General features: G+C 49.8%; 22 protein-coding genes. 16 read left to right on the forward strand and 6 right to left on the reverse strand.

The window, feature by feature from the left end:
- Positions 1-675: 675 nt before the first annotated feature.
- Complete coding sequence (gene katG / locus L4174_RS05995) at positions 676-2886, reverse strand: catalase/peroxidase HPI (RefSeq protein WP_248139528.1); 2211 nt, start codon at positions 2884-2886, stop codon at positions 676-678.
- Between the two features lie 1399 nt (positions 2887-4285).
- Between katG and L4174_RS06000 the strand changes: the two genes are divergently transcribed.
- Positions 4286-4876 carry a hypothetical protein gene (locus tag L4174_RS06000; protein ID WP_248139529.1) on the forward strand — a complete coding sequence of 197 codons (591 nt, stop codon included), beginning with the start codon at positions 4286-4288 and terminating at the stop codon, positions 4874-4876.
- A gap of 110 nt (positions 4877-4986) precedes the next feature.
- On the opposite strand, the gene L4174_RS06005 is transcribed toward L4174_RS06000, so the two are convergent.
- Entirely contained in the window at positions 4987-6405 is a 1419-nt protein-coding gene (locus L4174_RS06005; protein WP_248139531.1) for a PLP-dependent aminotransferase family protein, read from the reverse strand.
- Positions 6406-6554: 149 nt separating this feature from the next.
- Here L4174_RS06005 and L4174_RS06010 point away from each other — a divergent pair, with 149 nt between their 5' ends.
- The 3 genes from L4174_RS06010 (at position 6555) to L4174_RS06020 (ending at position 9222) form a co-directional block, all read left to right on the forward strand.
- A complete protein-coding gene (locus L4174_RS06010) occupies positions 6555-7922 on the forward strand; it encodes a cytochrome ubiquinol oxidase subunit I (RefSeq protein WP_248139533.1) in 1368 nt (455 codons plus the stop codon).
- Positions 7923-7966: 44 nt separating this feature from the next.
- Positions 7967-8974, forward strand: a complete 1008-nt coding sequence (cydB, locus tag L4174_RS06015) for a cytochrome d ubiquinol oxidase subunit II (protein WP_248139534.1) — start codon at positions 7967-7969, stop codon at positions 8972-8974.
- A 122-nt stretch (positions 8975-9096) separates the two neighbouring features.
- Positions 9097-9222, forward strand: coding sequence for a DUF2474 domain-containing protein (locus tag L4174_RS06020; RefSeq protein ID WP_248139536.1), 126 nt, complete (start codon positions 9097-9099; stop codon positions 9220-9222).
- 301 nt (positions 9223-9523) lie between these two features.
- Here L4174_RS06020 and L4174_RS06025 read toward each other — a convergent pair whose 3' ends face one another.
- The gene (locus L4174_RS06025; RefSeq protein WP_248139537.1) at positions 9524-9700 is read right to left on the reverse strand and encodes a hypothetical protein; all 177 of its coding nucleotides are present in this window, start codon (positions 9698-9700) and stop codon (positions 9524-9526) included.
- Between the two features lie 205 nt (positions 9701-9905).
- Here L4174_RS06025 and L4174_RS06030 point away from each other — a divergent pair, with 205 nt between their 5' ends.
- From L4174_RS06030 to L4174_RS06070, 9 genes are all read left to right on the forward strand, one after another.
- Positions 9906-10262, forward strand: a complete 357-nt coding sequence (locus tag L4174_RS06030; RefSeq protein ID WP_248139539.1) for a hypothetical protein — start codon at positions 9906-9908, stop codon at positions 10260-10262.
- 88 nt (positions 10263-10350) lie between these two features.
- Positions 10351-10668 carry a hypothetical protein gene (locus L4174_RS06035; RefSeq protein ID WP_248139541.1) on the forward strand — a complete coding sequence of 106 codons (318 nt, stop codon included), beginning with the start codon at positions 10351-10353 and terminating at the stop codon, positions 10666-10668.
- 225 nt (positions 10669-10893) lie between these two features.
- Entirely contained in the window at positions 10894-11424 is a 531-nt protein-coding gene (locus tag L4174_RS06040) for a cytochrome b (protein ID WP_248139542.1), read from the forward strand.
- Positions 11425-11700: 276 nt separating this feature from the next.
- Positions 11701-12033, forward strand: coding sequence for a hypothetical protein (locus L4174_RS06045; RefSeq protein WP_248139544.1), 333 nt, complete (start codon positions 11701-11703; stop codon positions 12031-12033).
- Between the two features lie 10 nt (positions 12034-12043).
- Entirely contained in the window at positions 12044-12256 is a 213-nt protein-coding gene (locus L4174_RS06050; protein WP_248139546.1) for a hypothetical protein, read from the forward strand.
- A 109-nt stretch (positions 12257-12365) separates the two neighbouring features.
- The gene (locus tag L4174_RS06055; protein ID WP_248139547.1) at positions 12366-13127 is read left to right on the forward strand and encodes a metallophosphoesterase; all 762 of its coding nucleotides are present in this window, start codon (positions 12366-12368) and stop codon (positions 13125-13127) included.
- 61 nt (positions 13128-13188) lie between these two features.
- Positions 13189-13353 (forward strand): DUF2256 domain-containing protein, encoded by a 165-nt coding sequence (locus tag L4174_RS06060; protein WP_248139549.1) that lies wholly within the window; start codon positions 13189-13191, stop codon positions 13351-13353.
- A 198-nt stretch (positions 13354-13551) separates the two neighbouring features.
- Positions 13552-15099, forward strand: a complete 1548-nt coding sequence (locus L4174_RS06065) for a PAS domain-containing methyl-accepting chemotaxis protein (protein WP_248139551.1) — start codon at positions 13552-13554, stop codon at positions 15097-15099.
- Between the two features lie 89 nt (positions 15100-15188).
- Positions 15189-16121: an isoaspartyl peptidase/L-asparaginase family protein gene (locus L4174_RS06070; protein WP_248139552.1), complete on the forward strand. Its 933-nt coding sequence runs from the start codon at positions 15189-15191 to the stop codon at positions 16119-16121.
- On the opposite strand, the gene L4174_RS06075 is transcribed toward L4174_RS06070, so the two are convergent.
- Entirely contained in the window at positions 16048-17460 is a 1413-nt protein-coding gene (locus L4174_RS06075; RefSeq protein ID WP_248139554.1) for a DUF2252 family protein, read from the reverse strand. The genes L4174_RS06070 and L4174_RS06075 overlap by 74 nt on opposite strands.
- 120 nt (positions 17461-17580) lie before the next feature.
- Entirely contained in the window at positions 17581-18516 is a 936-nt protein-coding gene (locus tag L4174_RS06080) for a DMT family transporter (protein ID WP_248139556.1), read from the reverse strand.
- Positions 18517-18823: 307 nt separating this feature from the next.
- On the opposite strand from L4174_RS06080, the gene L4174_RS06085 reads away from it, so the two are divergent.
- Entirely contained in the window at positions 18824-21034 is a 2211-nt protein-coding gene (locus tag L4174_RS06085; protein WP_248139557.1) for an esterase-like activity of phytase family protein, read from the forward strand.
- A 199-nt stretch (positions 21035-21233) separates the two neighbouring features.
- Entirely contained in the window at positions 21234-22082 is an 849-nt protein-coding gene (locus tag L4174_RS06090) for a hypothetical protein (RefSeq protein ID WP_248139559.1), read from the forward strand.
- 76 nt (positions 22083-22158) lie between these two features.
- Here L4174_RS06090 and xapA read toward each other — a convergent pair whose 3' ends face one another.
- Positions 22159-23004, reverse strand: a complete 846-nt coding sequence (xapA, locus tag L4174_RS06095) for a xanthosine phosphorylase (protein WP_248139561.1) — start codon at positions 23002-23004, stop codon at positions 22159-22161.
- 137 nt (positions 23005-23141) lie between these two features.
- Between xapA and L4174_RS06100 the strand changes: the two genes are divergently transcribed.
- Positions 23142-24062 (forward strand): LysR family transcriptional regulator, encoded by a 921-nt coding sequence (locus tag L4174_RS06100; protein WP_248139562.1) that lies wholly within the window; start codon positions 23142-23144, stop codon positions 24060-24062.
- Positions 24063-24160: the final 98 nt, after the last annotated feature.

The raw sequence follows: 24160 nt of genomic DNA on the forward strand, positions 1-24160 counted from the left end.
GCTCATCACAGTCGGAATAACGAGAAACGGGCACCGCAGATTGCGTGCCCGTTTTGCATTCGGAAAGCTATCAATCTATGCAATTTATGGGTAAATGCCCGCAGATAATTAATCAGATAAATATTGCTGTTTGTATTTCGACACTTTGGCAAAAAATGGCAGGGTGCATCCGATGAAAAGAATGACCACTGCAAACTCAATCATTTCATATTCAACCAACATAAACGCAGAAAATAAAAATAATAAAACAAGAAATATAATAATAGAGATATGCACGTATGGATGTTTTTTTGAGAATTTAGCATATTTCACGATCATCATATCCCTCTTTAATATTCATTAAACTGATGATTGGATAGAGCCAAGAGACGCAAATATAAATATGATGCTTTGATAAAGCATTTCTTTTATTTTCTGTTGACTGAAGTATACGACAGAATTCACAGTTTTACTGAGTTTAGATGAGTTTACAAAAAGAGAAATGTTAAATATTCGTTGAATAACAGTTATTTAGGTTGATTTCCGAACTGGTGTGATCGTGAGAGACCACCCAGTTTGTGCTGGGACAATTCTGTCTGTGAGCACTGTTCACATGTTAAAAGGCACTTCTCAGAGAAGTGCCTTGTTGTGGTTGCGAATGAGACCGTTTATTTCAGAACATCGACTTCAGATCTTTTATTTCAGATCAAAGCGGTCGGCATTCATGACTTTGGTCCAGGCATGCACGAAGTCATGCACGAACTTCTCTTTGGCATCGGCACCCCCATACACCTCAGAAATGGCACGGAGTTGCGAATTGGCACCAAAGGCCAGATCGACGCGGGTGGCGGTCCATTTCACCTGACCGGTCTGACGGTCACGGCCTTCAAACTCGTCGGCTTCTGCGGTGGTTGGTGACCACTCGATATTCATATCAAGCAGATTCACGAAGAAGTCGTTGGTCAGTACGCCGGGTTTGCTGGTGAAGACCCCCTGTTTTGAACCGCCGTAATTGGCGTCCAGCGCACGCATCCCCCCGATGAGGACGGTCATTTCCGGTGCTGTCAGAGTCAATAACTGCGCCCGGTCAAGTAGCATTTCTTCTGCAGGGACGGTGAATTTGGTCTTCAGGTAATTCCGGAAACCATCGGCAACAGGCTCCAGCACATCGAACGAATCAGCATCGGTCTGATCGTCTGTTGCATCCGTCCGTCCCGGTGAGAACGGAACCGTGACGCTGAACCCTGCGGCTTTCGCTGATTTTTCGATGGCAGCCACGCCGCCGAGGACAATCAGGTCAGCCAGAGAGACCGCTTTATTTCCCGCCTGAGCCGAATTGAAGTCTTTCTGAATCCCTTCATAGGTGCTCAGGACTTTCTTCAGCTGAGTGGGCTGATTCACTTCCCAGCCATTTTGCGGTGCCAGACGAATCCGGGCACCGTTGGCGCCGCCCCGGCAGTCAGAGCCGCGGAAGGTGGATGCGGAAGACCAGGCGGTATACACCAGCTCCTGCACGCTCAGGCCGGAGTCCAGAATCGTCTGTTTCAGGCCGGCAATGTCGCTGTCTGAGATTAGTTCATGATCCACCGCAGGCACTGGATCCTGCCAGATCAGATCTTCTGCCGGGACTTCAGAACCAAGATAACGGGCTTTCGGCCCCATATCACGGTGCGTCAGTTTGAACCAGGCCCGGGCAAAAGCATCAGCAAACTCATCCGGATTGGCACGGAAATGTTCGGATATTTTGCGATATTCCGGGTCTTCGCGCATCGACATGTCTGCCGTGGTCATCATGATGTTCACGCGTTTGGACGCGTCTTCCGGATCCGGTGCCTGATTTTTGTCCGTGACATTTTGCACCTTCCACTGATTGGCACCCGCCGGACTCTTGGTCAGTTCCCACTCGTTGCCCAGCAGCATTTCAAAGTAAGTGTTATCCCATTGGGTTGGCGTTGGGGTCCAGGCGCCTTCCAGGCCACTGGTAATGGAATCCCGGCCTTTACCGCTGCCGTGTGCGTTCTTCCAGCCCAAACCCATCTGTTCCATGGGAGCGGCTTCCGGATCCGGCCCCACAAGAGCAGCATCACCGGCACCATGACATTTCCCGAAGGTGTGACCACCGGCGGTCAGCGCGACGGTTTCATAGTCGTTCATCGCCATCCGGGCGAAGGTTTCACGCACGTCACGACCGGATGCGACCGGATCCGGATTGCCGTCCGGGCCTTCAGGGTTGACGTAAATCAGGCCCATCTGAACGGCTGCCAGCGGGTTTTCCAGATCACGGTCACCACTGTAACGTTTGTTACCCAGCCACTCGTCTTCAGCACCCCAGTAGATATCCACTTCTGGTTCCCAGATATCTTCCCGGCCGCCGCCAAAACCAAAGGTTTTGAAGCCCATGGATTCCAGTGCAACGTTCCCGGTGAGAATAAAGAGGTCGGCCCAGGAGAGTTTCTTGCCGTATTTCTGTTTGACAGGCCACAGCAGACGGCGGGCTTTATCCAGGTTGCCGTTGTCCGGCCAGCTGTTTAACGGGGCGAAACGCTGGTTACCGGTCGATGCGCCACCCCGGCCATCGCCGGTCCGGTAAGTGCCTGCGGCATGCCAGGCCATACGAATCATCAGCGGGCCGTAGTGACCGTAGTCTGCGGGCCACCAGTCCTGGGAGGTTTTCAGGACGTTCTCAATGTCTTGTTTGACCGTTTTGAGGTTAAGTGTTTTAAATTCTTCCGCGTAGTTGAAGCCTTCACCCATTGGGTTTGACTTTCTGTCGTTCTGATGAAGGATTTTGAGATTCAGTTGATTGGGCCACCAGTCTTCATTGCGTGTACCTGAGCCGCGAAGATTGGTGTTACTGCCGTGCATTACCGGGCAGCCACCTGATGCGGCACCTTTACCATTACTCATACAAGACTCCTTGCTTACCTTGGCATTAAGGTTGGTTTTGACAGTTACCTTTTGGTTTACACACTTGAATATAGTCCGAGTATCAATCGAATAAAGACGTTTTTATCAATAATAGTCATCGGTTTTTTCAATCGCAGATATCTGGATACAGCCAAAGTATTGGAGTTTGTTTGTGGTGAAGATGAGTGAATAATTTTTATGGAACAATTGTCATAACTATCCTCTCTGTCAGCGCTTATGGAAATGAGGAAATTCGATTAATATGTGAAAAAATTCTGACATTCTACGGATATGTTTAAAAAATCTTTATCTGATATCGGTTTTTTTTATGATCACTTGCGTGATCTTGTACGCATTTATTTTTCTGTTTAACATCATTGCCATTCCTTTTTTATCTCTGTTATTTGGCAGTGTGCTGAATTTTTTTGCTTTTTATTTTTCTTTCATTAATTTACTTGCCTCAATTGGGTCGTTTCTGAGTTACTTGAAATCAATCCTCTTCAGGAAAGAGGAGAGGGGTTTAATTTATAAATCTATACATGGCTTGATTGTATTTTTGTTGTTTTCCGGATCTGGGGTAGGGGCGTTTTATTTGCTGTCTGGGAATTTTATGCGCAAGGATAGCTATATCATTGGGGTCGGTGTGCTTTCTGAATCCAGTAAAGAATTGTTATTTTCCATCTTATTTTCTGGCGGGATTATTTTGGCGTTTTATCATTCGTTTGGTCTTATCTTCAAAATTTTAAGGTTGATAAAGTAATCTTATTTTTGCCTATCAGATGGAATCTTTTGGCTCATTATTGTTGACGTTATTGCTGGTCGCGCTGCTTTGATTGGGTTTAGTATCCAGGGTGAAGTTGTGAACCTTTGCTGGCTATCAAAAAAGACTTATTTGTTCCACTCTGCGCAGTTAGAGGCGGTGCTCAAGGTTAGTTTGAGATACGGGAATCATTCTCACATGAATTGAAGGCAAAGTTGGCGTGAACGATGACCAAATATGACGTGGTTCTTATCGCTGAGATGATCGCTCAAGCGTTATCCATAGAATGAATGTCTATGCTGCATTTAATAAAAGAGTGCACAGACAATTGAAAACAGAACAAGAAGGAAACGAAATTGCAGCGATTCCCCAACGGATAAGCATGTTGCGAGGTTGCCTCGTACGATTCATGCAGCTACACGAGGATGTGATCGCTTTTTATTCGATTGATGAATGGTGTCAAGCAAATGATGGCTGCTATTGGTTGAGTACCTCGACAAGCGAGGTGATATTTCATGAGCTCTGTATGACGAAATATACGATGTTTTTTATGCGGTACATTATTCATGGGAAATAGGTTTAAAATTTTAAACTTTTTGTCGCCTAGAAAACGAGAATTTTACAAGTCTCGGAATCAAGATGGAAACGATTGCAAAATTTTTTTTAGTCTCACTATTGATAGTTATCGCTGGATTTATATTCACAAACCCTTTTGTATTAATGTGCCTTGGGGCGATTGTTAACCTATTTTTCTTTCTTGGTGTCGCCAATCTGTATTACGAACCCATTAAAGACTTATTTGATCAGACACCCAAGCAGCCGAGTCGACATAAAGATTCATTTTTTGTTCATGTTTTTTCTTTGATCCCGGGGCTTGCGCTCTTACTTGTTGGGTTTGCAATTTATTATCTGTTTTCATACCTGTATTTGCACACCCCTCAGTACCATAGCGAGCGGGTCTGGTCCGGCACTGCTCAGGTTGTCAGAGCCACTTCCAAGGAAGTTGCTGATTCTAATAAGATGTTCTGGTTTGTTTTCTTTTATGTTATTGGTGGAATTCTTGCGCTTAAAATTGTCACAGGAGGGAAATCAGAAGATCAAAATTTCGCTCCCGGTAAAAACCATCATCGTTATCAGCCGCCCACACAAGAAGAGATTGAAGCCAAAAGAGAAAAGAAACGCCGGAATCTTGAGAACCGGAGGAAGCGGAGTAAAAAGAAGAAAAAGTAAAATTTGTGCCCGTTATTACTGCAGCTTCGAGAGAAACTCAGTTTATGATTCGAATCAGAAATCTTGTCAAACAGAAAAAGCGCAGCATACAGAAGCGCAAATGAGGCGCTTCAGTGTGGATGACCGATGTGAAGCTGAATGATTCGAGACAGTTGGTGGATTGCTTGGGTATGCCGCTCATCCAGTTCAAATGACGTATTCAACCTGAGGCAATGATTAAACTGGCTGCCGGGTGAAAACATGTTGCCGGGAGCAATGGTGATGTTTTCCGCCAGCGCCTGCGCGTAGATTGCCATGGCATCCGACTGCGGTGGCAAAATCAACCAGACAAAATAACCGCCTTCGGAGTGAATTATCTGGACGGAAGCGGGGAGTGAACGGGCAAGAAGCTGGCACATTCCTTGTTTTCTTTTGTCCAGCGTGCGTCTGAGTTGCTTCAGATGATGCTCATAATTACGCGTATTCAGATAATCGACCAGTGCGAGCTGGATCGGCACGCTGGTTGTCAGGGTGCTCATTAACTGAAGCTTTTGAATCTCCAAAGCCCTTTTGCCAGCAGCAACCCAGCCGATGCGGTAGCCCGCAACCAGTGATTTTGAGAATGACGAACACAGCATCACATTTCCGGTGGTATCGAAGGTTTTAGCCGGTATGGGTTGCTCTGTGCCTGAATAGAGTTCGTTGTACACATCATCTTCTATCAGCGCGACCTGATATTTCTGCAGCAACGCAATCAGGCGCCGCTTTTTCGCTTCAGTCAGGGTAAAACCCAGCGGGTTCTGATGGCTGGTCATCAGCCAGCAGGCTTTGACCGGGTGAGACTGAAAGGCACGCTCCAGCGAATCCAGATCAATCCCGGTGTGCGGGTCAGTCCGGACAGACAATGCCTTGAGTCCGAATCGTTCTATTGACTGCAGCGCGCCATAAAATGTCGGCGATTCAACAACCACCCAGTCGCCGGGCCGGGTCACGGCCTGAAGGCTCAGGTTCAGGGCCTCGAGCGCGCCGGCTGTAATCACGATTTCATCCGGTGAAATATTGACGCCCTTTGCTGCATAGCGCTGGGCGATCATCGTCCGTAATGTGTCATTGCCCGGTGGCAGATTATCAAGGGCATTCGAAACGGGCAGGCTGCGGGCGGCATGCATCAGCGATTTATTGACCTGATGCCGGGGGTAGAGGCTGGGGTCCGGATAAGCAAAACCGAAGTTCACCATATAGGGTTTCCGGCTGGCCTGCAGGACATCAAAAATGAAGCTGTTGATATCGACGGATTCTGCGGTCTCGACGGCTGCTTTTTCTGATTCGGCAACGTTCTGGATGTTGTCGGCCACCGTGTAACCGGAGCGGGGATGGGCTATCAGCCATCCCTGGGATTCGAGCAACTGATAAGCATGCATTACGGTCATCAGGCTCATGCCTGAGTGTTCCGTCTGTTTCCGCAGTGATGGCATGCGTTCTCCGGCACGCCAGATACCAGATTCAATCTGCTGGCGGATCTGTGCCGCCAGTTGTTCGTATTTCGCCAATGTAGGGTCCGGAAAGAAGACAGAACAAGTCGGAAATATAACAATTTTTTAATAAATCTGTTATAGGTTTTGAGCGCTTTTCTGTATCTTTTTTTATTACAGGGTTCTTTCAATATATGCGTACTATATAACGACTCAATAGGAAGCTTATGTTTGGGCTTGATGCTTTCATGCTTGCGCGAATCCAGTTCGCTTTTACGGTTTCTTTTCACATCATTTTCCCCGCAATTACCATTGGTCTGGCGAGTTATTTAGCGGTCCTGGAAGGACTATGGCTGAAAACCCGTCAGGAAGACTACAAAACCCTGTACCACTTCTGGTCGAAAATCTTTGCCGTGAATTTTGGCATGGGCGTGGTGTCCGGACTGGTGATGGCATATCAGTTTGGTACTAACTGGAGTGGTTTCTCTGAGTTTGCCGGCAGTATTACCGGACCGCTGCTCACTTATGAGGTGCTGACGGCATTCTTTCTGGAGGCCGGTTTTCTTGGCGTGATGTTGTTTGGCTGGAAACGCGTCGGCGATCAGCTTCATTTTTTTGCGACCTGTATGGTTGCTCTGGGAACCCTCATTTCGACCTTCTGGATTCTGGCCTCCAACAGCTGGATGCATACCCCGCAGGGGTACGAAATCATGGATGGTCAGGTCGTGCCGGTCGACTGGTTTGCCGTCATTTTTAATCCGTCATTTCCGTATCGCTTGCTGCACATGACGGTCGCGGCTTTTTTGAGTTCCGCGCTGTTTGTCGGCGCTTCTGCAGCCTGGCATCTGCTGAGAGGGAATCAAAGCAATGCCATCCGGAAGATGCTGTCGATGTCGATGTGGATGCTCCTGCTGGTCGCACCGATTCAGGCTTTCATCGGAGATTTACACGGACTCAATACCCTGAAGTATCAGCCGGCCAAAATCGCTGCGATTGAAGGGCACTGGGATAATTCGAACGGGGAGCCGACACCGTTGATCTTGTTTGGTCTGCCGAATATGGCTGAGGAGCGGACAGATTATGCGATTGAGATTCCGGCTCTGGCGAGTGTGATTCTGAAGCACAGCCTGACGGAGCCGATTCCGGCACTGAAAGACTTTCCTGCTGAAGAACGGCCTTATTCTCCGGTTGTATTCTGGTCATTCCGGATCATGGTTGGACTGGGGCTTTTGATGCTGCTGCAGGGCGTGATTGGTCTGTGGATGCGGCGGAAGAACAGGCTTTACCACAATCCCTGGTTCCTGAAATTTACCTTATGGATGGGGCCGTCGGGTCTGATCGCTATTCTGGCTGGCTGGATCACGACGGAAGTTGGCCGTCAGCCCTGGGTGGTGCATGGCCTGCTGAAAACCCAGTCTGCGGTGTCTGCCCATGGTGATCTCCATATGAGCCTCAGTCTGCTCACTTTCTTTGTGGTGTACAGCTTCGTGTTTGGTGTGGGCTATTACTACATGGTGCATCAGATCCGACTGGGACCTGACGGCAATCATGAGGCTGAAGAGCATGATCTGCCAACGGTTTCCGGCCGTATTTAATTGGTTCCGTTATTTGAATGAGTCATTAAGAAAAGGACGCTGTTATGGGTGTGGACTTATCTGTTTTATGGTTTGGCATCATCGTATTCGCCACGCTGATGTACATCACCATGGATGGTTTTGATCTGGGCATTGGCATTCTGATGCCGATGGTGAAAGACAGTCAGCAGAAAGATCTGATGGTGAATACGGTCGCTCCGGTGTGGGATGGCAATGAAACCTGGCTGGTGCTGGGCGGTGCCAGTTTGTTTGGCGCCTTTCCGCTCGCTTATGCCGTGATCATTGACGCACTGACGATTCCGCTGACGATCATGCTGATTGCGCTGATTTTCAGAGGAGTGGCTTTCGAGTTTCGCTTTAAAGCGCTGCCAGCCCATCTTGGATTTTGGGATAAGGCGTTTATGGTGGGTTCCATCGTGGCGACTTTCAGCCAGGGTGTGGTTGTGGGGGCTGTGATTGAGGGCTTTCCGGTCACTGGACGGCAATTTGCCGGTGGTGCTTTTGACTGGATGACGCCGTTCGCGATGTTCTGCGGGCTGGGTTTGGTCGTCGCCTACGCGCTGCTGGGCAGCAGCTGGCTGATTATGAAAACAGAAGGAGAGATTCAGTTCTTGATGTACCGGGTGACGCCCAAAATTTTGGGGGTGCTGCTGCTCATCATTGCCGTTGTCAGTGTCTGGACGGCACTGGCACAGGAAGCGATTTCAGCACGTTGGTTCAGCCTGCCGAATCTGATTTATTTTGCGCCGGTGCCTTTGCTGACGGTGTTTCTGGCAAAAGCGGTTCTGCTCTCGGTACAAAAGCGAAAAGAGCGGCTGCCGTTTGTGATGTCTCTGGGGATCGTTTTTCTCGGGTTCAGCGGGCTCGGGATTAGTCTGTGGCCCAATATTATTCCGCCGGATATTTCCATCTGGGAAGCCGCTGCACCGCCACAGAGTCAGGGCTTTATGCTGGTGGGCGCTCTCTTTATTATCCCGTTCATTCTCGGGTACACCTTCTGGAGCTATTCGGTGTTCAGCGGCAAGGTGACTGCGGAAGAAAGTTATCATTAATGAACAATCACTAATGAAAAATCACTAAATAGCAATCACTCAAAAGTGAGCACGAATAAACGAGCACGCAACAATGATTTTGCACTATGAGACAGGGAATTTATCCGGATAAGGAGAGACAGATGTTCAGAGAATCGTTTCGGCAGTGGTTGTGGCTGGCAGGCATCTGGGGTGCCAGTGTGGCGGGACTGGCTTGTATATCCTGGTTGTTTCGTTTGCTGATGAGCAGCGCAGGCTTAACGACTTAACGGTAAGGACAGGGAAAACCAATAATCCGATGGCTCGCAGCCATCGGATTGATTTCACTGAAAAATCAGGCTTTTTTCAGTTTTTTCTTCAGCTTTTTCAGCTTGTCGGCGTGCTTCGCCACTTTCGCTTTTCGGACTTTGATTTCTTTCTTCAGTTTTTTCGCTTTCTTAGACACATTTGCCATTTTTCTTTTCTCCTGTTCATACAACGATTGATTAGAAAATGGCTGACAGGAAAGGAACTGCTTTTCGCCTTACATATCAACCGGGTCATTCAGACCATATGCACGAGATGAGGAGGTCACTCTGTTTGTGCATTTTCTTTCACAAACTGGCGGATAAATCGACGCACTTCACGTGCTGCACTGGTATCCAGTGTTTCACACAGCGCAACAAATGCATCCCGCTCTTCACTGTTGATTCTGATGATGAGCTGGCTGTCTTTCTTGCCTGTTTTCGATTTTTTGGATTGGACCATTCAGGTTCACTCGTCATCGTGCATATACAACGTATATACATTCGCTATCTGTCTGGCAAATCAGCCCGTCGAATTTTGCGATCTCAGACAAGTGTTGCCTGCATATGCTAAATGTGCTGTTTCCCTTTGTCGCCTAGCTTAAGCGAACACATGAAGGGCAGATGCCTGATTGATCTGATCGTTTGAGACGTTTTTTGAGGGTGGCGTGAATACATATTTTGTGATGAAGAAGGGGTTACAGTACAGTGCGCGGGAAAAAGTCAGTCCGGATGAGCTGAAGGGGCAGTATGAAGCCTGTCGTGAAGCAGGTATGTTTTTAGCCGCAGATTCCGTACTGGCGGCTTCGGAAGAAGATGCCATCAGACATGTGAAGACCCTGACCAATCAAACTCTGGTTGCGGCTTCAATCGGTTGTCTGAATGCATTCTCTATGCTGGTGGTGGATTCACCGGTAAATCTGGCGCTGATGCTGATTGTGTTCGGTTATCTGTTTGTTGCCTCTAAAAAGACCAAAGCGTTTGAAAGTGAAGATTTAAAAGCACTGCGTAAAATTGCACGCTAGGTATCCGTTTCTCTGAGGGTGAAAAGGCACTCAGAGAACGGTTTGAGAGCGACATTTTCGATTCACTCAGCCACTGAGGTTCACTATCGTGTTAGCGCTGATTGCAATGGGACTCATTGCTCTGTATTTATTTTTCAGTGAAGACGGCGTGCTTTATGCCGATGCCATCCTTGCCGCAATCGTGACCATGATTTACGCGGGCGTACATTATTATTTTGCAGAAGATGCGCTGCAGATCATTGGCCGGGCCGGTTTCATTTTTACCCTGATACCAATCGTGTCTCTGGGCGCCATCTTATTTCCGAACCTGAATGACAAGTATTCCGAATCCTCGAATATCATTCTGGGATGGATCGGTTTAATTACTTCATTTGTAATGCTGATTTTATTCATGTTGCTGATTTAATTCAGATGAGTAACGTGAACGCTCATCATTGATGGAACACTTTGCGGAGGTTTCAGGCTGGCTGCTTGACGGACGTCACTGACCCGTTTGTTTTTGCTGCATCATGCCACGTAAAATTTCTGTCAGTCCCGGATTTATTGCGCTGAGTGTGTGTCTATACCTTCATCTGGGTATATTCTGCTGGGGATTACAGACCCTCGCACTGGAAGCAAAAAGGATCATGGTATGTCGGTTTTGGATAACAATGAGCGTTATGGCAAGGTCAGTCGATTTTTTCATTGGGGTATGACAGCCCTGTTAGCGGCACAATTTCTGACGGCAATCGTCAGATTTCTGTTTGAGGATTCCTTACTCGATAAACTGATGTGGGGAGTGCACAAACCTTTAGGGGTTTTACTGTTTCTGATGATTATCCTGCGTCTCGGCTGGGCGTTTTTAAATCTGTCACGGCGTCCGGCGTCTGTCAGCAAAGCTGCGCTTGTGGGACACAAGGCGCTTTATCTGCTGATGCTGGTGATTCCGGTGCTGGCTTTGATTCGGCAGTACGGCTCCGGAAAAGCATTTTCTCCCCTCGGGTTACCATTGATGGACGGCTTTGATACCGGAAAGATTGACTGGATGGTCGGCCTGGGGAATTTCCTGCATGGTGAATTGGGCTGGTTGCTGCTGGCTTTGGTCATCGGACATATTGTGATGGCGGTCTGGCACCGGATTCGTAAGAGTCATGAGGATGTCATCGCACGGATGTGGCGATAATCACCTGAATCCAAATGCTTTGCTGTCTGCGGCCGATTGGTGCGCAGGCAGCAAGTAACTCAGCAGATAAGCCACTAAGCCCCTAAGTAGTTCAGAAGCTCAGCAACATAATTTGCTCTGCTTCGTTTCCGCTTTTCAAACCACATCCTCCTCATCGCCTGATTGATCTATTTCATGAAAGCCGGGTTCCCTTCATCTCACTGACCCAAATCTCACTGTGAAACTGAGTGCACTATTTGTAAGATAAGCCTTCCTCAACCCACCACAGAGAAAAGTATGTCTAACGCGATTTTGGAAAATACGGAACAACTGGGATCGATTAATCGGAAGGTCGTCGCCGAAGGTGAGAATCTGCCGGCTGTGAAACTGAAAGATGGCAGTACTGTGCAAACCGGCACGGTGGCAACCATGCTTCACAATATTGAGCTTTACAACGCAGGTCAGCGGGGGGCGGTAGAGCAGGAACTGGCACTGGCGATTCCGACCTTGGTCAAAGTCGGATTGTTTGATTTATTCGGACCGGACGAATGGATAGCCGGCAATAATCCGGGACGTCGGTTTGTCGGCCAGCAAGCGAAGCAATATTTAACGGCTCAGCCAGCCAAGTAAGGGAATCGTCATGTTCAACACTCTGTTCGAATATAAGATGTGGGCAAATCGCGATATGTTTGAGGCAGTCAGTCGCATGCATGGCGGTTATCACCGCGGAGCCGTCGGCCGCATTCTCGCGGATTCAGATATTCAGCCGCCTGCAGACACGCTGGCTGGGTTCTGGCATCAAACCCAGCCGGAAAGGCGGGAACCAAGACAGGAAACAAGACGAGAACAATAAAGAGAACAGGGTCGGGCTGAACGGAGGGGATTCAGCGCCAATCTTGTTGGCTGGAATTTTCTGTTGCTAAACTTAATTCAGGCAATGGAATGACACGGCTGGCAAAGCGATGCATGAATACCTTCAGCTCGACACGCACGATGATATTTATTTCCTCTCTGACCCCCATGGCCAGTTCGGGTTAATGCAGGACGTACTGGATAAAGTGGGATTTCGTTTGCCGGAAAACGGTAAAGTCAGGGACCGGCTGTTTATTCTGGGAGATCTGATTGACCGCGGGCCGGATTCATTACGTCTTCTTCAGACCGTTCAGCAGAACCCGGCTTTTTATGCGATTCAGGGTAATCATGAACAAATGGCGATGCAGGCCATCCATGAAGGCAGTGACAAAGCCTTGTGGCTGATGAATGGCGGTCGCTGGCATGAAGACTGTGATCAGGAAACGCTGTCGGAGATGCTCACCTTCGCTGCCAGTCTGCCTCTTTGTTACACCCTTCAGATTAACGGCCATCAGATAGGGCTGGTACACGCCGGTGTTCCCGAGCCTTATGACTGGCAGGCGTTTACCCGGCAATGTGATGCGGGATGCCTGACCCACGAAGACCTGACCTATGCGCTGTGGGACAGAAAAGCATTTTCGCATGACCCGGATACCAACATTGCTCATATTGATGCCGTGTTGATGGGGCATAACATTGTGTCCGGTCTGAAACCCAAAGTCTGTGGCAACCGGGTTTATATTGACGGTGCGATGTCGATGGGTGATCGCGGCATGTTGCTGAGGTATCGCCGGGGCGGAGAAGTACTGGAGCTCTTTCAGGAATTTGCATTTTTGCGGGAAAAAGACTCCGAGCATCTGGTATGGATTTAAGTCTCGTTTCTGCGTTTTTCACTCGTCAATCCAATACATACCCACCATACCTGACGGCATCATGATGGCTGTCTGTCCGTTACCGACCAAAATTTGTCCGGTCTGCCAAAGGCCATTTACCTGGCGTAAAAAGTGGCGGCATTGCTGGGAACATGTGAAGTATTGCTCTGAACGCTGCCGAAGACACAAGTCTCAAAGCCAGCAGGAAGATCAGTTTGACGGATAGTACTTCGGCCGGTTTCAGTCAGTCAGATCACAATTGTGATACATCTTTGTAAAGAATGCTGAAAAGTTCTGACCTGAATCAAATGTGATTCTCCTTCCAATTTTATGATGTGCATCGGTATTCATTTACTCACATCAACTTTGGCCTGCATGCAGGATGGCATGAGGGACAGGGACAAATAAGAGAATCATCATCACAATGACAACTTATTCAGAAGAACAAAAGACCTACAGTGATCACCTGAACCTGATTTCGACGACGGACCCGGAGAGTCATATAACGTACACCAATGACGATTTTTGCGCCGTGTCTGGCTTCACGCCGGAAGAACTGCTCGGTCATCCCCATAATATGGTCAGGCATGAAGATATGCCCAAAGCGGCGTTTGCTCAGATGTGGCAGTACCTGAAGTCGGGCAAAAGCTGGATGGGACTGGTGAAGAACCGCTGTAAGGATGGCCGGTATTACTGGGTCACGGCATTTGTCACCCCGATCCGGAATCAGGACGGTGAAGTGACGGAATATCAGTCGGTCCGCACTGCGCCTTCAAAAGATCAGGTGAAACGGGCGGTGTTGTTCTACCACTCGCTGAAACAGGGCAAGGTCCGGGCGGTGCCCCGGCTGAGTCAGCAGAAAATGATGACTGTGTTTTGGGGAATACAACTCCTGCTTACCGCAGGGGGAGTGGTGTTTGATGTGCCTGCGTGCTTCGTTGCGAGTATGTTGCTGGGCGCGGGCGGCCTGTGGCTTTCATATCGTCAGGGACGACGTCTGGCCGCAGTCACACAGCTTGCAAAAGCGGCGTATGATAATCCGCTGATGGAAAAGCTGTACACCGGCCATGAAGATGACTTTTCCCCCTTTGAGCTGGCATTGATCAAAAAAGGGGCGGAGCTTCGGGCGCTGGCTGCCAGAGCAGAAGGCACCTCAGCCGGTATTTTATCCGCAGCAGAGGAAGAACTGGCGACCGTTCAGCATGTGGGCACCACACTGGAGCTGCAAAGTCAGGAAACGGATGCCATCGCGACGGTGATCAGTGAACTGACTCAGTCGATTAACGACATCGCTGTTGCGGCTTCTGCAGCGCAGTCGCTGACGGATGCATCCAGAGAAGCCACCCAGGAAGGACTGGGCAGTATTCAGCAGACGATTGCGGCGGTGAATGCACTGGATCAGGAGCTGGAAGATGCGCAATCGGTGATTTTCGCCGTGTCAGAAAGCAGCCAGAAAATCGACAGTATTCTGGAGGTGATCACATCCATTGCAGAGCAGACTAATCTGCTGGCGCTCAATGCAGCGATTGAAGCTGCCCGGGCCGGGGATGCCGGAAGAGGATTTGCCGTGGTGGCCGACGAAGTCAGGCATCTTGCAGAGAAAACCCAGTCCTCAGCCGGGGAAGTGCACACCATGATTGATCAGCTTCAGTTGCTGGTGAAACGCTCGGTCAGCGCAATAGAGCAGGGTAATCAGCTTTCCGGAGAATGCAAACAGCGGGCGGATGAAACCGGTGAAGTCCTGCGGTTGATTTTTGACTCGCTTGGTCAGGTGACCGGAACCAGCCAGGAAATTGCCTCTGCGGTTGAACAACAGGCTCTGGTGAGTCAGGACATCAACCGGAAGATCGTCAACATCTCTGAGCTGTCCAGAGAAACAGCAGCGATCTCAGAAACGTCTGTGCAGCGTACCCGGCGTCAGGTTGATGGCATTGATGCGTTGAATCGTCTGATTGCTCGTTTTATGCATTAATGCCAGGGTGCGTATATTCATTGGTTGATGTGCGTGAGGGGAAAGAATCGTGTTGAGCTGCATGAAAGAGGGTTCAGGGAGAATCTGTCATGAATGAAACGTATGCCATTGCCATTCACGGCGGTGCCGGGGCGCTGTCCAAAGGCAAACTGACACCGGAACAGGAAACCGAAATTCTGTCGGTGCTGTCAACAATGGTGGAAGCAGCCCGGCAACATCTGGCTGCGGGCGAGTCTGCGCTGAATGTGGTTCAGCAGGCCGTCCGCAGTCTGGAAGACTGCCCCTGGTTCAATGCCGGACATGGGGCCGTGCTGAACAGCGACGGCGGTCATGAACTGGACGCAGCTATCATGTGCGGGCACACACTGGCGGCCGGGGCGGTCAGCGGAATCCGTTTCAGCCCGAACCCGGTGGATGTCGCCCGTGCGGTCATGGAGAATTCTGAACATGTATATCTGGGCGGGGCAGGGGCTGAAGCGTTTGCGAGGGCACAAGGCCTGCCTCAGGTCGACAATCACTGGTTCACCACCCCGCTGCGTCGCCAGCAGCTTGACACCGCCAAAGCGGTTGAAGCCGTCATACTGGAGCCGACGGCCAGTGACTACAAATACGGCACCGTGGGCGCCGTTGCACTGGACCGGAAAGGGCATCTGGCCGCTGCGACTTCAACCGGCGGGATTACCAATAAGAAGTTTGGCCGTATCGGTGATTCTCCGGTGATTGGTGCCGGGACTTATGCCAACGACCTGACGTGTGCCGTTTCGGCAACCGGTCATGGTGAGCATTTTCTGCGTCATGTGGCCGCACACAATATCGCTGCCCGAATGCAGTTTGGCGGACAGACACTGCATGCTGCGGCCACTGCCGTTGTTTTTGAAGACTTGCCGTCAACTGGCGGAGAAGGCGGGGTGATTGCCGTCGATGCCAGGGGAAATCTGGTGTTATGTTTCAATACGGAAGGCATGTACCGCGGGTGGGGCAATTATGAACAGTCGGCTCAGTCGCGGATTTATGAGGACTGATGTGGCCTGAGAGTCGGATGATGTCGCACAGTAAAGCGTGGTCCTGGATGACCTGCTCACTGTATTCCAGACAGGCATCGGTTAATGCTTTGTCGTGTTCTGGCAGCAGCTCAACCATGAAGTGTTCGAAGCGCACTGAACGACGGTCACCGCGTGAATGTGCCAGGGCCAGAGCGATACCGCAAGCATTCGCGTATTGGCAGAATGCCTCACCGGGATGTTTTTTCTGAAGGATTAATGACTCAGGTTTCACCGACAGGCGGGCATGGTGGCGTGAGCGAACCAGCCATTGTTTTTTCCTCCAGACAACTTCATCGAGCAGTAAATCCGGGCGTCGCTGCAGCTGACGCTGGCAGTTCGCGGCAAGATGAGCCGGGTTCAGGGTATTCACCGGGCTGACATCCGGAAAAGCAAGCGTGGGGGACGCCGGGCATTGCTGTTTCACCTCAACAATGTGGCAGAGTGACAAATCATGAATATCGTGTAACTCAGCCGGGCCGACCAGAAAATAATATCGCTTGGCATGGTTTGCGCCGATTCCTGCGCCCAACCGCGCCACAATATCGAGGATCTCATCATCCAGATAAGGACGGAAAGTGGTTTCCAGTGCCAGATAGTCCTTTTCATGGAGCCGTTTATATTTGAATGGGTTCTCGGTAAATCGTAATTTTCCGTCTTCAAATACCGTCGACTTCGCCAGTTGGCTTTTTGTATAAAAATCGTCTCCTCCTGCGGCACGCTTAGCTGCTTTTCGGCAGCAGGCATTGAGGACATGGTCATGATCAAACTTTTTCAGGACCTGATATCTCACGTCTTCATCTTTGAGAATGCGCTTGAGGGCATCACGGTAAGCAGACAGAAATGTTTTGCAGGCGGCTTTCACATCATCTTCCTGAATGCTCTTCAAATCGTCAGTGATTTCAATTTCATCGGTCAGGTATTGGCCGGTCAGTAACCCCCGGCCCAAATCCCCCGCGAGTGACAGGCTGATCAGGAAGCGGGCCAGGTCCCAGATGCCATAGCCAACGCAGGCATCGTCAAAGTCGTTGGGGGAAAAGATCACCTGATCTCCATGAGACCCTTCTTCGGTCAGAAAGCCAAAGTTCGCCAGATGGCAGTCGCCCATGATGATGGTTTTGCCGGGGCCGGCGAGCAACATGTCGGGTAAAGTCAAGATGCCGGTTGCCAGATCGGCATAGAACAATTGTGCCGACCCCCTATAGAACTGGTACGGGTTCAGGGTCATTTTGATGTGTTTGTCGAGCGTTTTGACCGGAGATGGGGCGACACCGTCTGTTAGACTCAGTTGAGTGCTCAGAATCGATTGTCTGGATATCATGAGAACCGCCTGTTGCTGTAGCCGCAGTGGTTAGAGTATTGATGAAGCAGAGGCAGGAAAGTGACTCAGGAACAAGGATGGGATACAAAAAAGCCGGGGAATTCCCCGGCCAGATATGAATTATTCGGCGATCGCCTGCTGTTCCTGCCGGTCAAGAACGGCTGGTTTAGCTGTTGAGCCCTGACGGATCATCACGGTCATCGACAGGAGCACTGTAACGACGCCGTAGCTGATTTCTTCCCAGGGTACCAGCTGACCGGTAAAACGGTTCACAAGCAGAACCAGAACCGGGATCAGGTAGGTGTAGGCCGACACTTGCTCCGGTGCCAGTGCCACGCTGCCCTGCTGGAACAGGAAGAAGCTGATTGCGGTGGCGAACACGGCCAGATAGCCGATACCCAGCCAGACATCTCCCGGAATTTGCGTCCACTCGGTCTGAATCAGCTGGGGTGCAGTTGCCACCGTCAGCAGACCAGTGGCGCAAATCAGGGTCCAGCAGGTCAGATGCACAAACGATTCACCTTTGTAGCACTTCTTCACAATGATGGGGTTCAGCGCCATGCCCAGACAGCCCAGCAGATAAATCTTGTTGGAGGTGGTCATGGCAATAGAACCGGCAGCCGACAAGTCGCCGCGAAAAATGATCAGACCGGCGCCCAGCATCCCGCCCAGCAGAGAAAGTGTCACGGCCAGTGAAGTCCGACGCTTAAAGATGACGGCCGCCAGTACAGCACTCATCAATGGGACGGTTGTATACAAAGCACTTGCATCTAACGGGCTGGTGTCGCGCAGGGCGATAAACATGGCAACGAAGTAACTCAGCGCCGGAAGGCTGATGAGCGTATAACGACCCAAATCTTTCGCGGAAGGAATGCGGAACTGTCCCTTCACAGCAAGTAGTCCGACAAACAGTAAGCTGGCCAGCAGATAGCGCACCCAGGTGACGATAAGCGGATCCATGGTGGCTGTAATGTGGCTGCCGATCGGGAAAGACAGGCTAATCAGTACAGTGAAGAAAAATAACTTCAGGTGTGAAATCTGGTTCTGGGACAACATTCAGTTTCTCTATGACTAAGAATAATGCCAAACGGAGTGTATTTAACCAAAAGCTGACCTTTAAGACAAGAAAATTTGACCCGTAAGTTAAGTGAAAACTGGCAAGCAAAGCTGCCACTTTGTGATCTTAGGAAGGGTGTTTGTAGTAAATTTACAAAAAATTCGGGTTTATCTCTTTGAACAAGGGATACACAGGCCGGCAGCCGAAAATGTGCATTGTATGTCTTATCCCTGACATGTATTCGTCACCCCAGTGTCATATGCCTGATGAAAAATTATTGTCTTTTGAATCAGTTAAGGAATGACGATGAAAAGTAACATAAATGGGCTGGCACTGGCTGTGACGGTTGGTCTGGCGCTGATGTCTGCAATGTCTGACGCAGCTTCAGCAAAGGCGGACAACTCCTGGCGTTTTCAGCGCATCAGTGCGTTCCCGACTTATCTCAATCTTCCGGCGACTCTGTCCGGGCGGCATGAGACATCGGCAGAAATTATTGCAGCCACGGATGACCAGCGATTTGTGTTGTATACCGACAGTCCTTCAGAAGGTGTCGGGATTGTGGATCTGGGCGATCCGCGTCAGCCAAAGCCAGCAGGTTTCTTCGTACTGGATGGTGAACCAACGTCGCTGGATGTAACGCTGGATTCGGCATTGATTGCTGTGAATACCTCTGAGAGCTACGCACGACCGGGCGGTTATCTCGCGCATTGGCGGATTTCATCACAGCAGGAAGTGTCCCGTTGTGATTTGGGCGGGCAGCCGGACTCGGTCGCCATTTCGCCGGATAAGTCGTTTGTGGCCGTGGCGATTGAAAATGAGCGGGATGAAGATCTGAATGACGGTAAACTGCCGCAGTTCCCTGCGGGTGGTCTGGTGTTGATTCCACTCAAATCCGGTGTGCCTGTGTGCGATGAAAAGCGTTGGGTCAGCCTGACCGGGCTGGCGAAAATTGCTCCCGCGGATCCAGAACCGGAATTTGTTGCCATTAATGCACAGAATCAGATTGTGGTGACATTGCAGGAAAATAATCATCTGGTCATTGTCGATGGCCGCAGCGGTCAAGTGGTCAATCATTTCTCTGCGGGGGAAGTGAATCTGGATCATGTCGATATCAAACAGGAAAAAGCCCTGCATTTTGATGGTTCGCTGCATCAGGTCCGTCGGGAACCGGATGCGGTGAAATGGCTGGATGATCATCGCTTTGTCACCGCCAATGAAGGAGATTACAAGGGCGGCTCCCGCGGGTTTACGATCTTCGATACAACCGGAAAAGTGCTTTATGAATCGGGAATGGATTTAGAACATCGTGCCGCGCTGGCCGGGCATTACCCGGAGAAACGTTCTGAAAATAAAGGTATTGAGCCGGAAGGGCTGGCGGTTGGCACCTTCGGTGGTCAGCAGTATATCTTTGTGTTGTCTGAACGTGGTTCGGTTGTCGGAGTATATCGGGACACCGGTGCTGCACCGGAGTTTGTTCAGTTGCTGCCGTCCGGGATATCGCCGGAGTCAGCGGTTGCACTGGCTGGCCGGGGATTGTTCGTGACGGCCAATGAAACGGATTTGGGCGAGGAAGGCGGAGCGCGTGCCCATGTCATGGTGTATGAGTGGCGTCAGGGCGTAGCGGCGTATCCGCAGATTCAGTCGGTGATGCACCGTGGTCAGCCAGTTGGCTGGGGGGCTCTGTCCGGGCTGGCTGCCGATGAACAGCATCCGGGACGTTTGTATGCCGTAAATGATAGTTTCTACAAGAAACAGCCTGCAATTTTCCGGATTGATGCCCGCCGGCGTCCGGCTCTGATTGAGGAGATGATTCCGGTAACCCGTGACGGGAAGACTGCAAAGGGGCTTGATCTGGAAGGGATCACACCGGATGGAAACGGCGGTTTCTGGCTGGCCTCTGAAGGCAACCGTCAGAAAGCGGTGCCACATGCTTTGTATCATGTGAATGCTCAGGGTGAAATTCTGGCGCAGGTCGATTTCCCCGCCCGGTTGCTGGAAACTGAAACCCGGTTCGGTGCTGAGGGGCTGACCAAAATTGGTGATGTGCTGTGGGTTGCGATACAGCGTCCCTGGAAAGATGATCCCAAAAATACCACCAAACTGCTGGCGTATCATTTGAAGGAGAATCGTTGGCAGGCCGTCCGTTATCCGCTGGAAGCCGTGGAGAACGGTTGGGTCGGGTTGTCTGAAATTGCTGCTTATGGTGATTCTCTGTATTTGATCGAGCGGGACAACCAGATTGGTGAACAGGCGGTGATTAAACAGATCACCCGAGTCCGGCTGAAGGATCTCAATCCTGCTGATCTCGGTACTGAATTACCGCTGGTTCGCAAAGAAGTGGTTCGTGACCTTTTACCTGACCTGAAATTAAGCGGCGGGTATGTGGTGGATAAAGTTGAAGGCCTGACTTTTGACATTACCGGACAGGCATTTGTGGTCACTGACAACGATGGGGTAGATGACAGTTCAGGAGAAACGCTGTTTTTCTCACTGGGAAATTTCAGTACCGCGCAATAAATCTGACTTCGGATATTCCCGCGGATGAACAGAACAACTGGCAGCAGGGGCTGCCAGTTTTGAGTCAGGCTCAAAAGATAACGAATAAACGCCACTGGTTGAATATCATTTATTCTGGATAACAAAGTGACCGCATAATTCATTGCATATCAAAGTATAAGCATACTTGATGAAATTTTTCTTCAATGAGTTGTAATCAATGAATATAAAAAAAACAGCACTTCTGTTTTGTGTCCAGTTGGCGGCGTTTCCTGCTTTTGCTCAAGATTCAGTCACGGTTGATTTAAGTTTTCTGCCCAATCAAACATTCACTTTAGAAGAAAACCTCAATGTAGAAATGGATATGGATTATCAGGGCCGGAAAACACCGGAATTGATGATTTTTCTCAGTACGATACCCAATGATCTGAAAATGAGATCTGAAAAAGTAGTGAAGCTTTCTACTGCAGATGTTGCCGCAGACGGCTCTGTTCCAATTGAAATGAATATTCAGAAGTTTCGCAATTTCTCTTCTGAAAATGGGTCTGCCATGACACTGATGAATCAACAGCCGTCTCCATTCGAGGGAGTCAGCTTATTAGCAAAGCATGCTGAAAATGGCGAGATTCATTATGAAAAAACACTGAGCGATTCCAGCGTGAAATTTGATGATGATGGCGTGATTGAATTGCTGCCTCAGGCAATGATGTACGCCGACCTGAATCAGAAGACATTTGAAGTTGGTGAAACACTTCCTGTCAAAATGCCAATTGATGAGCTGGCCGATCATCAAATCAGTGAGTCTGTGAATGTGCTTTTTACACTGAAGAAAGTTGAGGATCAGAAAGCTTATTTCGATCTGAAGGTAGAGCCGGAGACAGCGCTGGATATTCGCAGCGGGACGAATGCCGAGCTTTCGGGTGGCGGAATGATGATTTATGACATCAAGCATCACTATATTCCGGAACAAAATACGCGGTATGTTCTGAATACTTCCACCCGTGTTGAAATTGGACGTTTGGTCTTGAAAGCATCGACAGAAATCTCAACCCAAGTCACACTGAACTGATCCCGCGGCTGAATAAAAGCGGACCACAAGTGATGCACAGGCGATTGCGCCTGTGCACTCAGATCGGACCGATGAGTTATGCATTGACCCTGGCATTGCCGAAATGCTGTCTGATGAAGGCTTTGATTAAGTGGATAAAGTCTTTTTCAGCCAGTTTGGCACAACGCAGGGTTTGCTCATGAGAAAGCTGAACATCACTCAGGCCCTCAGCCATATTGGTAATGGCGCAAACCGCCAGGACCGGCAGGCCACAGTGTGCGGCTGATATCACTTCTGGCACCACAGACATACCCACCACATCACCACCGATGATTTGCATCATGCGGATTTCAGCCGCGGTTTCAAAGTTGGGTCCGGTATAGGACACAAACACGCCGTCATTGACAGGGATGCCTTCACTCACGGCAACGGCTTTGGCTTCTTCGCGCAAGTTTTTATCGTACGCATTGGCGAGACTGAAAAATCTCGGGCCGTACTGATCATCATTCGGGCCAGTCATGGGTGATTCCGGCATTGTGTTGATGTGATCATTAAAAATGACCAACGAGCCCACATCAATGCGCTCCGGACGGAGCGAACCTGCCGCATTGGTGACTAAAAGGAATTCACAGCCCAGTCGTTTAAAGGTACGAACCGGGTTGGTCATGACTTTCATCGACTGATGTTCGTAATAGTGGCCACGTCCTTTCATGCAGACGACCTCGTTACCGAACATTTTCCCCAGCACCAGTTCGCCGGAGTGGCCTTCCACGGTACTGACGGGAAATCCGTCGAGAGACTCATAGGGGATCACGACACGCTCTTCCAGCTCATCTGCAAGAACGCCCAGACCTGAACCCAGAATAAAGGCAGCTTTGGGCTGAAAGCCGGGTTTTCGGGCATAAATGGTTTCTAATGCATGGTTAACCGGATCGATCGACATATCAGGATTCCTTGAAGGTTTTTGATGGGACAGAATGACTGTAGCTGAATATTTGTTCCGTAAAAATCGCTAAAAATAGTTTGATTGTTCTGATATTCAGCACAGAATGGTGGTGAAACCAGATCAGGGCACTGAGCATGAAAACAGGCATCAAACGGAGTCAGCACGTCACACTGAAAATGCTGCGCTATTTCCGGGAAGTAGCACAGAGCGGGCATTTCACTCAGGCAGCCAAACGGCTCAATATCACCAAGTCACCATTGAGTGCTCAAATCAAGGCGCTGGAATCATTGCTGGGCGTTGCGTTGTTTGAACGGGACACCCGTAACGTCACGCTGACGGCGGAAGGCAAACAACTCTGGCAGGAATGTGTGCGGATTTTTGACACAATCGACGTGTCTCTGAACCGGGTACAGCAGGTTGGCAGAGCGCAGGCATCCACGCTGAATATCGGTTTGATGAGTTCTGTATTCTGGGCGGGATTTGGTGAGGCCATCCGGGCGTTTCAGCAACAATATCCGGAAATCAGGATCCAGTTGCTGGAAATGGCGCCGAAAAAACAGAAGCAAGCTTTAGCTAACCACAGTATTGATATTGGCCTGGTTCGCTACGCAGATACTTTGCATTGTGACCCTCTGGGTGTGAAGTCTGTGTTCCGGGAAGAGATGCTGGTGGTGGTTTCGGATCAGCACTCGCTCAAGTCCCGAAAGGCGATCTCTGTCCGCGAATTATCAGAGGAAGCCTTTGTGTTGCTTCATCAGGAAAACTCGGCTTCTTCTCAATATATGATGGATTTATGTAACGCGCAGGGGGTGTCGCTGTCAATTCATCAGCAGGTAGTGGAGCCGAATACGCTGATGGCAATTGTTTCAGCCAGTCCGTATATCTCGATCGTTCCTGCCAGTTACCGCAATCATCCATGGCCGCACGTTTGTTTTATCCCGCTGAAAGAGAGCATTTCCGCAGATATTTGTGCTCTGTTACCGGATGCCGGTCCGTCTCCTTCGGCGATGTTATTTCTGGATACAGTCTCGGCGTTTTTAACTGAAACACAGTAAAGACAAATGAAATGACTGTATTTACTTTTATAAATCAAACGGATGAACGCATCAGAATGTATTGGTGCATCACTTGCTGATATACTCCCGGGTTGTGC

Source organism: Photobacterium sp. CCB-ST2H9, assembly GCF_023151555.2.
In the GTDB taxonomy this organism is placed as follows: Bacteria; Pseudomonadota; Gammaproteobacteria; order Enterobacterales; family Vibrionaceae; genus Photobacterium.

Bases quoted from the DNA above. Each gene is read 5' to 3' on its own strand.
- L4174_RS06040 (WP_248139542.1), top strand. From the start codon at position 10,894: ATGTCGGTTTTGGATAACAATGAGCGTTATGGCAAGGTCAGTCGATTT.
- L4174_RS06080 (WP_248139556.1), bottom strand. From the start codon at position 18,516: ATGTTGTCCCAGAACCAGATTTCACACCTGAAGTTATTTTTCTTCACT.
- L4174_RS06085 (WP_248139557.1), top strand. From the start codon at position 18,824: ATGAAAAGTAACATAAATGGGCTGGCACTGGCTGTGACGGTTGGTCTG.
- L4174_RS06060 (WP_248139549.1), top strand. From the start codon at position 13,189: ATGATGGCTGTCTGTCCGTTACCGACCAAAATTTGTCCGGTCTGCCAA.
- L4174_RS06020 (WP_248139536.1), top strand. From the start codon at position 9,097: ATGTTCAGAGAATCGTTTCGGCAGTGGTTGTGGCTGGCAGGCATCTGG.
- L4174_RS06050 (WP_248139546.1), top strand. From the start codon at position 12,044: ATGTTCAACACTCTGTTCGAATATAAGATGTGGGCAAATCGCGATATG.
- L4174_RS06025 (WP_248139537.1), bottom strand. From the start codon at position 9,700: ATGGTCCAATCCAAAAAATCGAAAACAGGCAAGAAAGACAGCCAGCTC.
- L4174_RS06090 (WP_248139559.1), top strand. From the start codon at position 21,234: ATGAATATAAAAAAAACAGCACTTCTGTTTTGTGTCCAGTTGGCGGCG.
- katG (WP_248139528.1), bottom strand. From the start codon at position 2,886: ATGAGTAATGGTAAAGGTGCCGCATCAGGTGGCTGCCCGGTAATGCAC.
- L4174_RS06045 (WP_248139544.1), top strand. From the start codon at position 11,701: ATGTCTAACGCGATTTTGGAAAATACGGAACAACTGGGATCGATTAAT.
- xapA (WP_248139561.1), bottom strand. From the start codon at position 23,004: ATGTCGATCGATCCGGTTAACCATGCATTAGAAACCATTTATGCCCGA.
- L4174_RS06010 (WP_248139533.1), top strand. From the start codon at position 6,555: ATGTTTGGGCTTGATGCTTTCATGCTTGCGCGAATCCAGTTCGCTTTT.
- L4174_RS06055 (WP_248139547.1), top strand. From the start codon at position 12,366: ATGCATGAATACCTTCAGCTCGACACGCACGATGATATTTATTTCCTC.
- L4174_RS06070 (WP_248139552.1), top strand. From the start codon at position 15,189: ATGAATGAAACGTATGCCATTGCCATTCACGGCGGTGCCGGGGCGCTG.
- L4174_RS06000 (WP_248139529.1), top strand. From the start codon at position 4,286: ATGGAAACGATTGCAAAATTTTTTTTAGTCTCACTATTGATAGTTATC.
- L4174_RS06100 (WP_248139562.1), top strand. From the start codon at position 23,142: ATGAAAACAGGCATCAAACGGAGTCAGCACGTCACACTGAAAATGCTG.
- L4174_RS06065 (WP_248139551.1), top strand. From the start codon at position 13,552: ATGACAACTTATTCAGAAGAACAAAAGACCTACAGTGATCACCTGAAC.
- cydB (WP_248139534.1), top strand. From the start codon at position 7,967: ATGGGTGTGGACTTATCTGTTTTATGGTTTGGCATCATCGTATTCGCC.
- L4174_RS06075 (WP_248139554.1), bottom strand. From the start codon at position 17,460: ATGATATCCAGACAATCGATTCTGAGCACTCAACTGAGTCTAACAGAC.